The sequence below is a fragment of the Ruegeria sp. H8 genome (assembly GCF_056532905.1).
In genome coordinates this window covers 49742-64134 of sequence record NZ_JBQFNY010000002.1, presented here as the reverse complement: position 1 = coordinate 64134, position 14393 = coordinate 49742, and the positions used below count along the sequence as shown (strand labels likewise).

General features: G+C 58.9%; 17 protein-coding genes and 1 tRNA gene. 8 read left to right on the top strand and 10 right to left on the bottom strand.

Annotated elements, in window-relative coordinates; all coding sequences use genetic code 11:
* Positions 1-31: 31 nt before the first annotated feature.
* Entirely contained in the window at positions 32-610 is a 579-nt protein-coding gene (locus ACR0A2_RS06680) for a PA14 domain-containing protein (protein WP_171229028.1), read from the bottom strand.
* Between the two features lie 119 nt (positions 611-729).
* Positions 730-1182, bottom strand: a complete 453-nt coding sequence (locus ACR0A2_RS06675; RefSeq protein ID WP_171118856.1) for an Lrp/AsnC family transcriptional regulator — start codon at positions 1180-1182, stop codon at positions 730-732.
* A 73-nt stretch (positions 1183-1255) separates the two neighbouring features.
* Between ACR0A2_RS06675 and ACR0A2_RS06670 the strand changes: the two genes are divergently transcribed.
* Positions 1256-1852, top strand: a complete 597-nt coding sequence (locus ACR0A2_RS06670; protein WP_171168988.1) for a LysE family translocator — start codon at positions 1256-1258, stop codon at positions 1850-1852.
* On the opposite strand, the gene ACR0A2_RS06665 is transcribed toward ACR0A2_RS06670, so the two are convergent.
* Positions 1828-1998 carry a hypothetical protein gene (locus ACR0A2_RS06665; protein ID WP_171118860.1) on the bottom strand — a complete coding sequence of 57 codons (171 nt, stop codon included), beginning with the start codon at positions 1996-1998 and terminating at the stop codon, positions 1828-1830. The genes ACR0A2_RS06670 and ACR0A2_RS06665 overlap by 25 nt on opposite strands.
* Before the next feature lie 103 nt (positions 1999-2101).
* On the opposite strand from ACR0A2_RS06665, the gene ACR0A2_RS06660 reads away from it, so the two are divergent.
* The gene (locus tag ACR0A2_RS06660) at positions 2102-3064 is read left to right on the top strand and encodes an acetyl-CoA carboxylase carboxyltransferase subunit alpha (RefSeq protein ID WP_152459042.1); all 963 of its coding nucleotides are present in this window, start codon (positions 2102-2104) and stop codon (positions 3062-3064) included.
* A 3-nt stretch (positions 3065-3067) separates the two neighbouring features.
* On the opposite strand, the gene ACR0A2_RS06655 is transcribed toward ACR0A2_RS06660, so the two are convergent.
* The 3 genes from ACR0A2_RS06655 to ACR0A2_RS06645 form a co-directional block, all read right to left on the bottom strand.
* Positions 3068-4198, bottom strand: coding sequence for a lytic murein transglycosylase (locus ACR0A2_RS06655; protein WP_480834538.1), 1131 nt, complete (start codon positions 4196-4198; stop codon positions 3068-3070).
* Between the two features lie 113 nt (positions 4199-4311).
* A complete protein-coding gene (locus tag ACR0A2_RS06650) occupies positions 4312-4959 on the bottom strand; it encodes a GntR family transcriptional regulator (RefSeq protein WP_480446085.1) in 648 nt (215 codons plus the stop codon).
* 30 nt (positions 4960-4989) lie between these two features.
* Positions 4990-5685 carry a M48 family metallopeptidase gene (locus ACR0A2_RS06645; protein ID WP_480834537.1) on the bottom strand — a complete coding sequence of 232 codons (696 nt, stop codon included), beginning with the start codon at positions 5683-5685 and terminating at the stop codon, positions 4990-4992.
* A gap of 100 nt (positions 5686-5785) precedes the next feature.
* On the opposite strand from ACR0A2_RS06645, the gene ACR0A2_RS06640 reads away from it, so the two are divergent.
* The 5 genes from ACR0A2_RS06640 (at position 5786) to ACR0A2_RS06620 (ending at position 9024) form a co-directional block, all read left to right on the top strand.
* The gene (locus tag ACR0A2_RS06640; protein ID WP_171118864.1) at positions 5786-6112 is read left to right on the top strand and encodes a TIGR02300 family protein; all 327 of its coding nucleotides are present in this window, start codon (positions 5786-5788) and stop codon (positions 6110-6112) included.
* A gap of 143 nt (positions 6113-6255) precedes the next feature.
* A tRNA-Ala gene (locus ACR0A2_RS06635) sits at positions 6256-6331 on the top strand.
* 1031 nt (positions 6332-7362) lie between these two features.
* Positions 7363-7794, top strand: coding sequence for a c-type cytochrome (locus tag ACR0A2_RS06630; protein ID WP_480834536.1), 432 nt, complete (start codon positions 7363-7365; stop codon positions 7792-7794).
* Between the two features lie 10 nt (positions 7795-7804).
* Positions 7805-8146, top strand: coding sequence for a copper resistance CopC family protein (locus tag ACR0A2_RS06625; protein ID WP_480834535.1), 342 nt, complete (start codon positions 7805-7807; stop codon positions 8144-8146).
* Positions 8143-9024 carry a copper resistance D family protein gene (locus ACR0A2_RS06620; protein ID WP_480834534.1) on the top strand — a complete coding sequence of 294 codons (882 nt, stop codon included), beginning with the start codon at positions 8143-8145 and terminating at the stop codon, positions 9022-9024. The genes ACR0A2_RS06625 and ACR0A2_RS06620 overlap by 4 nt, the downstream gene beginning before the upstream one ends.
* A gap of 265 nt (positions 9025-9289) precedes the next feature.
* Here the strand turns inward: ACR0A2_RS06620 and ACR0A2_RS06615 are convergent, their stop codons facing one another.
* From ACR0A2_RS06615 to ACR0A2_RS06600, 4 genes are read right to left on the bottom strand one after another with little or no spacing between them, the layout of a single operon-like run.
* Positions 9290-10072 carry a dimethylarginine dimethylaminohydrolase family protein gene (locus tag ACR0A2_RS06615; protein WP_480834533.1) on the bottom strand — a complete coding sequence of 261 codons (783 nt, stop codon included), beginning with the start codon at positions 10070-10072 and terminating at the stop codon, positions 9290-9292.
* A gap of 3 nt (positions 10073-10075) precedes the next feature.
* A complete protein-coding gene (locus tag ACR0A2_RS06610; protein WP_480834532.1) occupies positions 10076-11680 on the bottom strand; it encodes a 5-guanidino-2-oxopentanoate decarboxylase in 1605 nt (534 codons plus the stop codon).
* Positions 11677-12861 (bottom strand): pyridoxal phosphate-dependent aminotransferase, encoded by a 1185-nt coding sequence (locus ACR0A2_RS06605; protein ID WP_480834531.1) that lies wholly within the window; start codon positions 12859-12861, stop codon positions 11677-11679. The genes ACR0A2_RS06610 and ACR0A2_RS06605 overlap by 4 nt, the downstream gene beginning before the upstream one ends.
* Positions 12858-13514 carry a TetR/AcrR family transcriptional regulator gene (locus ACR0A2_RS06600; RefSeq protein WP_480834530.1) on the bottom strand — a complete coding sequence of 219 codons (657 nt, stop codon included), beginning with the start codon at positions 13512-13514 and terminating at the stop codon, positions 12858-12860. Before ACR0A2_RS06600 ends, ACR0A2_RS06605 begins: the two co-directional genes overlap by 4 nt.
* A 77-nt stretch (positions 13515-13591) precedes the next feature.
* On the opposite strand from ACR0A2_RS06600, the gene ACR0A2_RS06595 reads away from it, so the two are divergent.
* On the top strand, positions 13592-14389 hold the full coding sequence (locus tag ACR0A2_RS06595) for an ABC transporter ATP-binding protein (protein ID WP_480834529.1): 798 nt from the start codon (positions 13592-13594) through the stop codon (positions 14387-14389).
* The last annotated feature ends 4 nt before the right edge of the window (positions 14390-14393 follow it).

Here is a 14393-nt window from a genome sequence, read left to right as displayed (position 1 = left end):
GCGCTCGATCGAGCGCCCTTTCATGAATTCTTCAACGGCCAAAAACGTCATTGGGCGTCCATGTGAAGCGTTCCCCCTTCTTTCCTGACTTCATCATCAGGCAAGAGGTTCCCAGTTTCTGGAAATAGACGATCTTCAGTGGATACCAACCCGCCTTGGGCACTTCCACTTCGGTGCGTTGATTGGCTTCACAGCCCTGAATGCCATTTACCCGGCCAATCTGCTGACCGCCAACCCAAGCCTCTATACCGTCATTCGACCACGTTTCCAGCTCGTAAACGCCCGGCGAGTCAAACCGCATATATCCCGTGACCTCGGCGGCAACGTTGTAGGCCTGGTCGAAGGTCAAGACATCCTCACCCTTGCTGGTGTCCCGGTAATCCAACCCGCGCAACGGCTTTCCGGGCTTCGCCTTAGACAGCATGCTTTTTGCCTGACTCAAATCCCGGATCTTCTTGTGCTGATTGCCTGTACCGAAGTATTTGACATTCAAACCCGCCTTCGGAGACGGCTGTGGATTGGCGGGTTGCAGTTTCAGCGGGGCAGACAAAGCGGCCCCGGCAATGACCGACATGGCAACTGCGGTCGCCACTGTTCGAACGAGTTTCATCGTAATCTCCCTGTTTGCGTGCCGTTTTGGCTGGGCGTATCCCCTGGCAGCGTCATTACAAAGACACTAGGCCCTGAAAATTTGCGCTGCAAGAGAGTGTGGCTTCACATTTCCAGTGGCTACGCACGCAGATCCTTGGGTGACCCCATGACCACATAGGATGTGATCGACGTGACATGAGGCAGCGTTCCCAGCACCTCGGTATGGAAGGTCTTGTAGGACGGCAGATCGGCGCATTCGACGCGCAGCAGGTATTCGATCGTACCGGTGATGTTGTGGCATTCGACCACTTCGGGGGCTTGTTGCAGGGCACGCTCAAACCCCTCCTGCGCCGCTTTCGTGTGTTCACCAAGACCGACCCCGATATAGGCGACAAAGCCGACACCCATCGCGGCCGGGTTCAGAACCGCTCGATAACCGGTGATCACGCCGGCCTTTTCCAACTCTTGAACGCGACGCAGGCAGGCGGACGGAGACAGCCCGACCCGTTCGGCCAATTCCAGATTGCTGATGCGCCCATCGCGGGTCAGTTCCTGCAATATCTGGCGATTTATCTGATCATTCTTCATCATAAGTTGCAGAAATAGCGGAAACGCGCACGAAAAAGCAATTTCATTTGCTGCCGGTCAGACGATACTTCGCAGCATGACTTACGACATCCTTCTGGCGCTCATCGCTTTTGCCTTCGTGACATCCATTACGCCCGGGCCGAACAATCTGATGCTGATGGCATCGGGTGCGAATTTCGGCTTTCGGCGTTCGATCCCGCATATGCTGGGCATTGGCCTTGGCTTCACGCTCATGGTGTTGCTGGTCGGTGCAGGGCTGGTTCAGGTCTTTGACCGGTACCCGGTCAGCTATTCAGTGCTGAAGGTCGTGTCGGTGATCTATCTGCTCTATCTGGCATGGAAGATCGCGCATGCCGCGCCAGCCACAGGCGATTTGGCAGCGGGGACACCCATGACGTTTCTGCAAGCCGCCGCCTTTCAGTGGGTGAACCCCAAAGCCTGGGCCATGGCCCTGACCGCCACAACCGCTTACACGCCCAGTCAGACCCTGCATGCGATTGCGCTTGTGGCGTTGGTTTTCGGGGCGGTCAATCTGCCATCGGTGAGCACATGGACCTTTCTGGGGCAGCAGATGTCGCGGGTGCTAACGAACCCGCGCAGGCTGGGTGCGTTCAACTGGACAATGGCGGTGCTGCTTGTGGCTTCGCTCTATCCCGTTCTCTGGCCCAGTTGACCCAGACAGGTTTCGGCCAACACATTCTCGGGCGCGGTTTCGGGTGGGTACAGGGTCAGACGCCGCGTTAGATTGTCGTGGGTGCAGGTCAGAACGCGCAGCGCGGGGTCTTTCTTGGCGGCGGCCATCAGTATCCGTTTTTCCATTCGCCCATCTGAAATCGAACATCTTCACCACTCGGATCTTGCCGAGTTGCATCCGGAGCACCGTCAGGCCATATAGCAGGGAACTTTCGCGTTGAGAGGCGTCATGACCCAGTATCTGGATTTCGAAAAACCGCTGGCTGAAATTGAAGGCAAGGCTGAAGAGTTGCGTGCGTTGGCCCGAACCAACGAAGAGATGGACGTAACCGAAGAAGCCGCCGCGTTGGACGCCAAGGCCGCCAAGCTTCTGGATGAGCTTTACGCCGATCTGACCCCATGGCGGAAATGCCAGGTCGCCCGACACCCGGAACGCCCGCATTGCAGCGATTACGTCGATGCCCTGTTCACCGAATTCACCCCTTTGGCCGGAGATCGCAATTTTGCCGATGATCTGGCCGTGATCGGCGGGCTTGCACGTTTCAACGATCAACCCGTCATGGTGATCGGCCATGAAAAAGGCAGCGATACCAAATCGCGGATCGAACGCAATTTCGGCATGGCCCGTCCCGAAGGCTATCGCAAGGCAGTCCGCCTGATGGAGATGGCCGGGCGGTTCGGCCTGCCGGTGATCACCCTGATCGATACCGCCGGCGCCTATCCCGGCAAAGGCGCCGAGGAACGCGGTCAATCCGAAGCGATTGCCCGCTCGACCCAGATGTGTCTGAAGATCGGCGTGCCCCTGGTGTCGGTCATCATCGGCGAAGGCGGCTCGGGCGGGGCCGTGGCCTTTGCCACCGCCAACCGCGTGGCAATGCTGGAACACTCGGTCTATTCGGTGATCTCGCCGGAAGGTTGCGCATCGATCCTTTGGAAAGATGCAGAAAAGATGCGTGAAGCGGCCGAGGCGCTGCGTCTGACCGCTCAGGATCTTCACAAGCTTGGCGTTTGCGACCGGATCATCCCTGAACCCAAGGGCGGCGCGCATCGCGATCGTCCGGCCGCCGTCGAGGCTGTTCGCGCGGCTCTTACCGATATGCTGGCGGAACTGGACGGCAAAGACGCGGCGACCCTGATACAGGACCGCCGTCAAAAATTCCTCGACATCGGCTCGAAAGGGTTGGCGGCGTAACCGTCAGCCGCCCAACCTGCGCAACAACGCAACCGAAGGTTCTCCGGTGACCGCTAGGCCATTGGCGCTTTGATACGCGCTGATGGCAGACGTCGTGTTTTTGCCGATCACCCCATCCGCGCCTTTCGTATCATACCCTTGGGATGTCAGCCGCCGTTGCAATTCCTTGCGGTCGTCCAATGTCAGACCGTTTGCATCTGGCCCGAACGAGGCCTGAAACGGCGCGCCACCGGCGATTCTGTCCGCCAGATGACCGACCCCGATCGCGTAATTGTCCGAATTGTTATAGCGCTTGATGACCTGAAAATTGCGGAAGACGGCAATGCGCGGCCCGGGTTTCTGTGGTTGCAGCACGTCGACCGGTGTACCGGAAACGGTTCCGACCTCGCCCCCCCAGGGCTGCCCCCGCACCCAGCCTGCGCGTGACAGGTAAGCAGCGGTCGAAGCCAGCGAATCCGTCGGATCGTCCGACCAGATATCGCGCCGCCCGTCGCCGGTGAAATCCACGGCATAGGCCAGGTAAGAGGTTGGAATGAATTGCGTGTGCCCCATCGCACCGGCCCAGCTGCCGGTCATCTTGTCAGGCGTGGTGTCACCATTCTGAAGAATCTTGAGCGCCGCGATCAACTGGCTTTCAAAGAACTGACCACGCCGCCCGTCATAGGCCAGCGTCGACAGAGCTGATACAACGGGCACATCGCCCCGACGCGCGCCATAGCGGCTTTCCAGCCCCCACACTGCAACGACGATTTCCTTGTCCACCCCGTACTGCGCCTCGATCTGCGACAGCGTCCCGTTGTATTGCCGCAGCATCTTCTGGCCGGTGCTGATCCGCTCGTCCGAGGCGGCAATGGCCAGGTAGTCTTCGAGCGAACGCTTGAACTCTACCTGATTGCGGTCACGCTCGATGACATCGGGCAGGTACCCTGCCCCCTGAAAAGCGCGATCAATCGTGGATTGTGAAATACCTTGCGATGCCGCCCTGCCCTTGAACCCGGCAACCCAGGCATCCCAACCCGCGTTGGGAACAGCTCGCATACGCGATGCAGGCGCGCTGGATGGCGCACCGCCACGCGTGCAGGCGGCCAACAATGTTGATCCAAGGCAAATGGAAAAAGTCCGTCGAGTGATCATGGCTGTGGTCTGCTCTTGTTTGTGATTTGCCTCAAGAGTAACCCAGTCGGGTTGAACAGGCCAGAACGGTGAAACCTTGCGCAGTGGGCGCGGGAATGTCGGCGGGATGCCGCTCAGCTCACCAGCAAGCGCAATCCCTGCGTCACGTCCGAACGGACCGCCAGGCGCAAACCCGGTTCGTCCCCGGCCTTGAGGGCAGCAATGATCAGCTTGTGATAATGCGGTGGCTCAGTGCGCCTGAGACGCCCGTAAAGCGCCCTCATCGTCGGCCCGAGTTGCAGCCAGACCGTTTCGGCAATGGCCAGCATCGCGGGCGCCTGAGCCCGCAGGTACAGGGTGCGATGAAATTCCAGATTTGAGCGGATGTACCCAACCGCGTCCCGCTTGGTCACCATCTCGGCAACGGTCATGTTGATGGTCTGCAACCGGTCGATCAGCGCAATATGCGCCCGGGGCAAAGCCCGGCTGGCCAGCTCGACTTCCAGCAACGCGCGCAACGCCGCCAATTCTTCTATCCGGTCGTTGGTCAATTCAGGTGTCGAGACCCGGCCGGAATTGGACAGGAACAAAGCGCCCTCGGCGGCCAGACGGCGCACGGCCTCCCGCGCCGGGGTCATCGAGACGCCGAATTCCTTGCCGATGCCACGCAAGGTCAGCGCGTGTCCCGGCGCCATCTCACCATGCATGATTCGAGATCTCAGGACCCGGTACACCCGGTCATGAGTGGCAGTTTGGGTGTCAGACGGGCGTGTGCTCAACATCCGCTTATGTGATCACAAATCTGCGCAAGGTCAACTCGGCTTTGCGTCAAACCTGTAACGATGCAACTCTGCCCCATTGTCACGCAACCAGCGGCGGGGCTGCTGACAGGGGCCGAAAATGCGTTCCACCTGTTCCCAGAACGCGGGCGAGTGGTTCATCTCGACAAGATGCGCCACCTCGTGCGCGGCCACATAGTGCAGCACCTCGGACGGCGCGAGGATGAGCCGCCACGAGAACATCAAGCCACCCTGCGAACTGCATGATCCCCAGCGTGACCGCGTGTCGCGCAGGCTGAGCGTGCTGTACGACCGCCCCAGCATTGCCGCGTAATCATCACACGCGCCAATCAATCGGTCTCGCGCCAATTCCTTCAGAAACCGGGCCAATCTGCGCGCCTCGGCCCCTTCGGGCACTGCGACCTCGTCCGCCATCAACTGAACACGCCGACCCTTGGCGGGCACGATTCGCCGGACAACCCCTTCAATCGGTATCTTCTGTCCGAACTGCGCCACGGCCGTTTCCGGCCTGTCCTGCAAATGCTGACGAATCCACTCTTCCTTGGTACGTGCGAAACTCAGCGCCTCGGATTCAGGCACACCGACCGGATAGGTCAGCGTAACCCGGCCGTCCAGCTGAGAAATTCGCAAACTTATGCGCCGCGCCCGGGCGGATTTGCGCAGCCTCAGCGGCACCGGCGGTGTCCCTGGCAATGCGTGCTCTCCCATATCGCGACCTCTCTTGCGCAAAGACTTTGACAGTGCTCTCTGCCTGTGGCAGGTGAGCTGAATCATTTAGACGACTCACCTGATATCAAGGGGATTTGACATGCCCAAGGAAGAATGGGGCGTAAAGCGCGTTTGCCCGACCACCGGTAAGCGATTCTACGACCTGAACAAGGACCCGATCATCAGCCCCTACACTGGCGAGATCGTGGAGCTTGAAACATCCAAAAGCCGCATGATCGCGGCGGATGCAGAAGATGCCGCCTCGGTCAAAGCGCGTGAAAACGCGTCGGATGGGGAGCTGGTACTGGATGACGACGACTCTGTCGACGTCGAACTGGATGATGATCTGCTGGATGACGATGATGACACCAGTGATGACGTTTCGCTGGATGATATCACCGACATGTCTTCGGAAGACGAAAACTGATCAAGTCAAAGGCGACCACAGCGTCGCCTTTTTCGTTCCACGGACAGCTTGGTGCGGAAATTCGCGTTCGATTCCATTTTTGGACTTGCACTCGTCGTCACTGTCTCCTAAACGTCCGTCCACCGCATCAGCGGTACCTAGATGGGGCCTTAGCTCAGTTGGGAGAGCGCTTGCATGGCATGCAAGAGGTCAGGGGTTCGACTCCCCTAGGCTCCACCAAAACCCAACAGAACAACTAGATAGCAAGCATTAGAGCGGTGTGACACACAGGTGTGACACAAAATGAAGCTGCATGCGTATCTCTCACTGTCCCGACACGGCATCTACTACTTCCGTTGACCACTGCCCGAGACAACTCCAAAACCCCGCACTAGACCAAGCACAACACGTGGGACCCTTCGTATGTCTTTGCGTACACGATGCCCTAAAGAGGCTGGTACTCTGGCACGGCGTCTTGCAGCGTGCGGCGACGCAATAAAGAAGCACAAATAACAGTCGGGCATGAACTACGCACAATGATGCCCGGGGTCTCATGAGTGCTTTGGCAAGAACAAAGGCGCGCGGGATAAACTCGGCCCTTTCAGTGAGTCTCAGAGGGAGCGCATGATTGATACCATCCGATACTGCAAATTGGGCCATGAAGACTATGGTGAGAATGCAGCGCACAAAACCGCATCGCAGTCACGGTTTGCTTTTTTTTGCATAGCAGACCACAATTGAGCGACCCTGTTTCGGGGCGATGAATTGTGTGGCGTTGTATCGTGCGCTTGCGTGCAGTAACGTCCAGCACCATGGTCATCCGGCGATATTCACTTGTTCTATTGGTTGGCGTTCTGGTCATCCTGACTGGCCTTGGCGGTGTTGCGCACGCGCTGTCGAATGGTTGTGTGGGCCTTCACTGTGAGCACCATATGCAACCTTCCGAACACTCTGCATTGGCAACGAGCGGTGACGTCTCGGCTTCAGGTCATCATCATGACCCGGAGAGTTCCGAAACCGGAAAGTGCAATCCCTTTATCTGCCAAGCCGTTGCATTGCCGTTCCAAGTCAGTGAAGTTGCCAAGGGTCGGCGTGATACTGACCCGGAGTTCCATGTTGGAACTCAAGTCAAGCTGAGTGAACCAGACGCACTCTACAGGCCCCCTGACCTTTGAAGCAGCACAAATCCCTGCGGATGTAAGCGACCAGCACGTGCGGTTGTTCGCGATGTGCCGCAGCGTTGCCAGCTTCCAAAATGTCAGGACCAATCCATGAAAAAAAGTCACTTGCTAATCGGCGCATGCGCTGTCGCTGCCGTCGCCGCCTTCATAACTCTTCGCTCCGGCGCAATTGAAGAGGCCGCACCGCATGAAACACGCACAGGCGACGCCATGGTCGCAATTCAGATGCCGGCCATCGAAGGCAATGCCGCAATCGGACAGCGTGTTTTTGAGGTCTCATGCGCGTCATGCCACGGCGCCAATGCGGTCGGCGTAGAGGGCGCCGGGCCGCCTCTGATCCACAAAATTTACGAACCCAGTCACCACGCTGATGAAGCCTTTCACAGGGCGGTTTCACAAGGTGTAAGAAGCCACCATTGGCAGTTTGGCGACATGCCCCCCGTGGAGGGCCTGACACGAGGTGACGTTGCCATGGTGATCGCCTACATTCGCGAAATCCAGCGTGCCAACGGAATAAACTGAGGGTAACCCAATGAAGAAGATCATGACATTCGCGCTTATGGTTGCGCTTGCCAACGGCGCACTGGCGCATTCCAAAATTGAAGGAACAACCCCTGCCAACGGCGCCACGATAACCACTGTGCCCGCTGAAATTGGCCTCGACTTCTCAAAAAACATCCGGCTGACACGGATAGAGATGGCCCATGAAGAACACTCGGCAGTAAGCCTGGATTTGGGCGACCAGACAAGTTTCAGTCAGGCGTTCACGATCCCACTGCCGAGCAATGGAACGGGGACCTATGTCATCGAATGGCGGGGTTTGGGTGAAGACGGCCATGCGATACAGGGCGCGTTTTCCTTTACCGTGGAATGAGCATGCCAGACATCTGGGCGATTGCCGCGATCCTCGCAAAGCTGGTGCTCTACATCGGCTTTGCGGGCTCTGCCGGGCTTGTGATTGTTGGATGCCTCTATTCCGGCCTTGTCGCGCCGGTGAACCTTGCGATGACACGTCAGGCCAGGGCCTTGGCATGGCTTGCTCTTGTCGCGACAGCAGTTGGCTTCTTGCTTCGTGGAGCCGCCTTGACAGGCGGGGTTGACGGCATGGTCGATCCGAAGATGCTTGGCCTGCTGTGGCAGACATCCGTGGGCGACGCACTTGTTTACCGTCTTGCGGGCGCAGCGTTGATCCTTGTGGGGCTGTCCGTTCCTCGCTTTGGTCAGTGGATCGCGCTGTTGGGTGGCACGATCGCTCTGTGGTCGTTTGCGCAGATCGGGCACGTGCCGGAACTGGAGAGCTTTGGTATCCAGCTCCTTCTCCTGCTGCACTTGTTATGTGTAGCTTTCTGGGTGGGCATCTTCAGCCCGCTGCGGAATATGGCCCTTGCTCCTGAACACCTGAAGGATGCTGCTGAACTCGGTCATGTCTTTGGGCAAGCTGCCACTTGGCTTGTGCCGGCATTGATCGTGGCGGGCCTTTGGATGGCCTGGTTGCTTGTCGGCAATCTCCAAGGGCTTCTGTTCACTGGCTACGGGCAGTCGTTGTTGCTCAAAGTGTTTTTTGTGGCACTGCTGTTGTTTCTTGCCGCCGCAAACAAGCTCCGATTTGTTCCGGCCATGCAAGGTGGAGAGGTCAAGGCAGCGCAACGCCTCGCCCGCTCTATCGAGGTTGAGGCATTGATGGTGTTGGTGGTGCTGGCAACAACGGCAACACTCACGAGTGTTCTGGCGCTTCCGAATTCGGGCCATTAGAGCGGGCCAGACACCGGTGCGCGCGCAATGTGCAGCAATGGCAGCGGCGGTGCACGATCCGATGCGAACAAGGAAGACAATCCTACTCAGGACCCGCCGACCCTTGCCGCGGGGCCCAGCCATTGGGCTTTGGCAAACAGGGTTCAAACAGTGCCACCTGCGCGCCGGTCAACCGTAAGAAATCAAGCTTGTTCACCGCCTGTCTTTCGAACCATCAACACGCGACCTGCCGAATTCACTGGGATCTGAACCCTGCAGCTGCCCCTCAGAACCTTAATGAAAGACAGGACATGCCACCATCAAGCTTTGCACAATCGGTATTGTCAATTTCAATGACCTCATATCCTTCGCGGTCCAGCATCTCTGCGGTGCGTGGGAAACCAGCGGCCATCAGCACCAGATTGTTGAACCGGATCGCGTTTGCCGCTGCTTCCTCTCCGTCAGCAACATGCAGCACCCGGTAGCCTTTAAAGCAGCCCGAAGCGTCCAATCGCCGGGTCGCAAGGATCGTCTCGGCGTCCATCAGCGAACAATCCGTTTTGAAGTGCAAAACGCCCTCGGGCGTGAACACTTCCCGCAGTTTGTGACTCCATTCCGAGGTGATTTTCGCCAGTTCCTCAACACCTTCCGCGTCAGTGCGGTCTGACCGGCCCACAAGAATTTCGCTGCCGGTTACAAGGATGTCTCCACCCTCGATATGGCCGGGACCATTGATCTGTGTGACCGTTTCATAACAGGCCCGCAGTGCCGGGGCGATCTCGGCCACTTCCCCCATTCGCGAAGGCGCGCCCGGCCGCATGAGCACAGCGCCCTGCGGCAGGCACAGGGCCGTATCTTCCACAAACTGCGCGTCTGGGAACGCATCCAGGGGATCAAGCTCGATCACCTCGGCCCCGGTGCTTTTCAGTGCTGCCACGTATGCCCCATGCGCGGCCGTCATCCCATCGAAATCCGGGTTTCCGATATCTTCTGCGCGCAATCCGTCAGCGATGGTCGGTGCCGGGCGGCGGGTGATGGCGCGGGAAAACTCAAAAGTCGGGTCTGACATGTTTCAATCTCTCTGAGGTTCGAATTTTCGGGCGGTGACTTCGATCATCGCGGGTCCGCCCAGGGCGGCAGTTTCGCGTAATGCATGCGCGACGGCCTGCGGCTTGTCGGGAACCCGGGTGTGTGGAATGCCAAAGGATCTGGCCGTTGCTGCAAAATCGGGGGGTGTGGGGTCACATCCAATGACCGTCACGCCTGCATCCTGCATCGATGTGGCGATTTCCCGGTACCCGTGATTGTTCCAGATCACGAACGTGACCGGCAGGTTTTCGTCTACCGCGGCCATTGCTTCCGGCATTGAAAACTGCGCCCCGCCATCGCCGACGATGCATATTACCCGCGCCGTTGGATCGGCAATCGACGCACCGATGGCTGCGGGTATGCCATAGCCAAGCGCACCATACCCCGTTGCCGCATTGAACCAGCCACCTGCCCGGTCGTGATCATAGTAAAGATTGCCGGCGTAAATGGGCTGGGTGGAATCCCCGACCATCAGAGAATCCGGAGACGCCGAGCGCATCGCATTCAGTATCTCCACCTGTTGGCGATAATCCGGACCAATCTCCTGCCAGGCCGCATCGCGCGTTTTTCTGGCACGGTCCGCACCGTCGCTTTGCCGTGCCCTCTGCGGCAGGGCCTGACACAGCGCTGGCAATACCAACCCAACGTCACCTTGAATGGCAATCGCTGCCTCATGCCGCGAAAGCTGATCGCGGCACCGATCAACCCGTATCAGGTTTGGCAGTTTCGCAAACTGACCGGTGGCATACATGTCATAATCGGTTGGCCCCAGCTCGGTTCCCAAGGCCAGTACGCAATCGGCGCTTTCCAACAATGCGCGCACCGCGTTCAGGCTGGGGCTGGCCGGAACGGTCAGAGCATGTCCGTGCATCAGGCCGCGCGCGTTGACGGTTTGCACAACCGGAGCATCCAGAGCTTCGGCCAGTGCCTGCAATCCCGCCTCGGCACGTTTCGCGCCGCCGCCCGCCAGAATGACGACTTTCTTTGCCTCAGCCAGTTGCCCTGCGGCCTGCCTGATCAATGCCGGGCTGACCGGAGGATCAGGGTTAGGCGTCTCGATTGCTGTTTCCTGATAGTCCGCCGCTGCGACATCCAACGGAACCTCGATATGCGCCGGCCCGCAGCGACCATTGCTGAGGCCGTGAAAAACGCGGTCCAAAACTGGGGCCAGAGCGCTGGGGCCGGTGACCTGTTCGGACACCAACGCAACCGTTTTCGCCAACCCGATTTGGTCTGGCAATTCGTGCAGATGCCCCAAACCCTTGCCAAGCGATCCGGTTTTGTTGACGCCGGACACCACCAGCATCGGTATTGAATCGGCCCGCGCCTGCGCCATCGGCGTCAGCGTATTGGTCAGTCCGGGGCCGGTGATCACAAAGGCAACACCCGGTTTACCCGACACACGGGCATAGCCATCGGCCATGAAACCCGCCCCCTGTTCGTGTCTGGGCGTCACATGTCGTATGCCCGAAGCGGCAAGCCCTCGATACAGTTCCACCGTGTGAACGCCCGGAATTCCGAAGACGCAGGTCACATCCCGCTGGCGCAGCCCGGCAACCAGAGCTTCGCCAATTGTCATACTGCTCATGCGACCTCGCGTGATTTGCTGTTGGCGTGTTCGATGATACGGGAAACCGCGGTACCAAAGTCCGTGTCATTGATCGTCAAAGCAACCCGCACCCAGTCCTTAAGGCTGTCACCAAAGGCGGATCCCGGCATGACGGCCACCCCGGCCTGCAGCAGATCCCAGGCATAGGCTTCGCCATCCAGCCCGGTGGCAGAGACATTGATGAGTGCGAACATTCCCGCCTCGGGCCGGTGAACAGTCAGATCCGTTTCGGCTTCAAGACGATCGGCCAACAGGGTGGCGCGGCCAGAAAAGCGAGCGGCCATACCGGGGGCAACCTCGGATCCGTCACGGATCGCCTTTTCGGTCATGTCCGCGATGAACGGTTGATTGCCAAAAAGCATGGTCTCGGAATAGGGCAGCAACGCCTCGCAGAACGGGGCGGGCCCGACACACCAGCCACTGCGGAACCCCGGAGCGGCATGAGATTTCGAGATGGATGATACGCCAATAACACGATCCGCCAGTTCCGGATCTGCCAATGGTGAAACAAATCGGGCACCGTCAAAGATCAGTTCTTCATAGACCTCGTCCGAGATGATCCACAAATCACGCGCAATCGCCAGTTGCCCGATCTCGGCAATGTCCGCGGCGGTCAGAATCGCGCCCGTCGGGTTATGCGGCGTTGTCAGAAGAATGGCGCGGCTGCGCGGAGTGATGCGGGCCGCGATATCTGCGGCCTGCATGCGAAACCCTTTCTCGGGCCGCAGCGGTACGGGCACCATCTCGGCCCCGGATGCACGAACAACACCTTCATAGGTCGCGTACAACGGATCGCCGACCAGAACTTCGTCGCCCGCCTCGGCGACCCCGGCCATGGCTGCAAACAAGGCGGTTTGCGTGCCGGGAAAGCACAGAAAATTCCCGGGCTCGAAAGCCCGCCCGCAAGAGACAGAATAGCGCGCAGCCAGCGCGTCAAGCAGCCCTGCTTCACCGCGCCCGTTGGAGTACCCTGTCCGCTGCGCCCGCAATGATGCAACGGTGGCTTCGACCAGCGCGTCCGGCACCGGCACGTCCGGTTCTCCAATCGTCATCTCGACGATGTTCGCTCCGGCCTTTATAAGGTCGCGGGCTTTCAGATGTACGCCCCATTTGGCGCCACCCAAGCCCGCCAACCGTTCTGTCACCGATGTGGTTTTCATGACTGCTCCACCTCTTTGGTCAATGGAATCCCGACGATGGCGCTGACGGAATCCAAACCGATCCGCGCCAGATGGCCTTCGCAAAACGCATCCGGAAGCGCGCCCCCTTCAAGCCACAGGCCGTCGATCACCGCGTTGCAGGCGATGGCCAGTTGCATTGCCTCTGACGCATCAACCGAACGCCCGGTTTCCTGCAATGCCGCGACGATCAGCTTCTCGAGGTGATCCCGGAAATAGTCATAGGTTCGCTGGTGAATGCGCTGCATTTTCGGGTCATGCTGCACTTTGTTCAGGAAACCCGCCCACAACGCCACGGCGCTTGGATCGACGACCGGCGGTCGCAGTGACGCGTCCACGAAGTTGGTCAACTGAGAAACCGCGCTTCCGGTTCCTGATGACGCCGCGGTCTGGTCCGTCAACGTATTCATGTGGTGCTCATACGCCGCCTGAACCAGTTCGTCCTTGGATGAGAAATAGTGCCGGATCAAACCTTGGGTCACATTCGCGCGGGCTGCGATCTCGCGCACCGTGGCACCCCGAACGCCCATCTCGGCGATCAGGTCCAAAGTCGCCAGAATCAGCGCCTCGCGGCGAAACTCGGCAGACTCACGTTTGAATTTGCGGCTGTCGTCCTGCACGTCAGTGTCATCCATGGCACGGAGTTATTATACACTTGCATAATTGCGAGATTCGGGGCTTACTGCAAGCTGAAATCAGAAGATTCTTGGATATGGACACAGCCAAAGCAGTTTCACCCGCACCCGAAACAACCACGCCCGATGAGGCGATCAAGGTTGAGGATCTGCACAAATCCTTTGGCACGCTGGAGGTTTTGAAAGGCGTATCCCTGACCGCAAACAAGGGGGATGTTGTTGCCATTATCGGGGGCTCAGGCTCGGGCAAATCCACCATGCTGCGCTGCATCAACTTTCTGGAAACGCCGAGTTCCGGAAAGATAACCATCGGCGGGGAACCGGTTGAAATGCACACCGATGGCAGCCCGTCCAACCGCCGCCAGATCGAACGTATCCGCACGCGTCTGGCCATGGTTTTCCAGCAGTTCAATCTGTGGACACATCGCACACTTCTTGAGAACGTGATCGAAGTGCCGGTGCATGTGCTCAAGGTGCCAAAGGCCCAGGCGATCGCGCGGGCGCACGAGCTGCTGACGCGGGTGGGCCTTGGCGACAAGGCCGACACCTATCCGGCCTATCTTTCGGGTGGTCAGCAACAGCGCGCCGCCATTGCCCGGGCGCTTGCGGTCGATCCTTCGGTGATGCTTTTCGATGAACCGACGTCGGCGCTTGATCCCGAGCTTGTTGGCGAAGTTCTGACCGTGATCCGCGATCTTGCCGCCGAAGGGCGCACAATGCTGCTTGTCACCCATGAAATGAAATTCGCACGCGAAGTCGCAGACCACGTTGTATATCTCTTCGAGGGCCGCATCGAAGAGCAGGGCCCACCTGCCGAGGTCTTCGGAAACCCGAAATCAGAGCGCCTGAAGCAGTTCCTCAGTTCGGTCGCCTGAACCT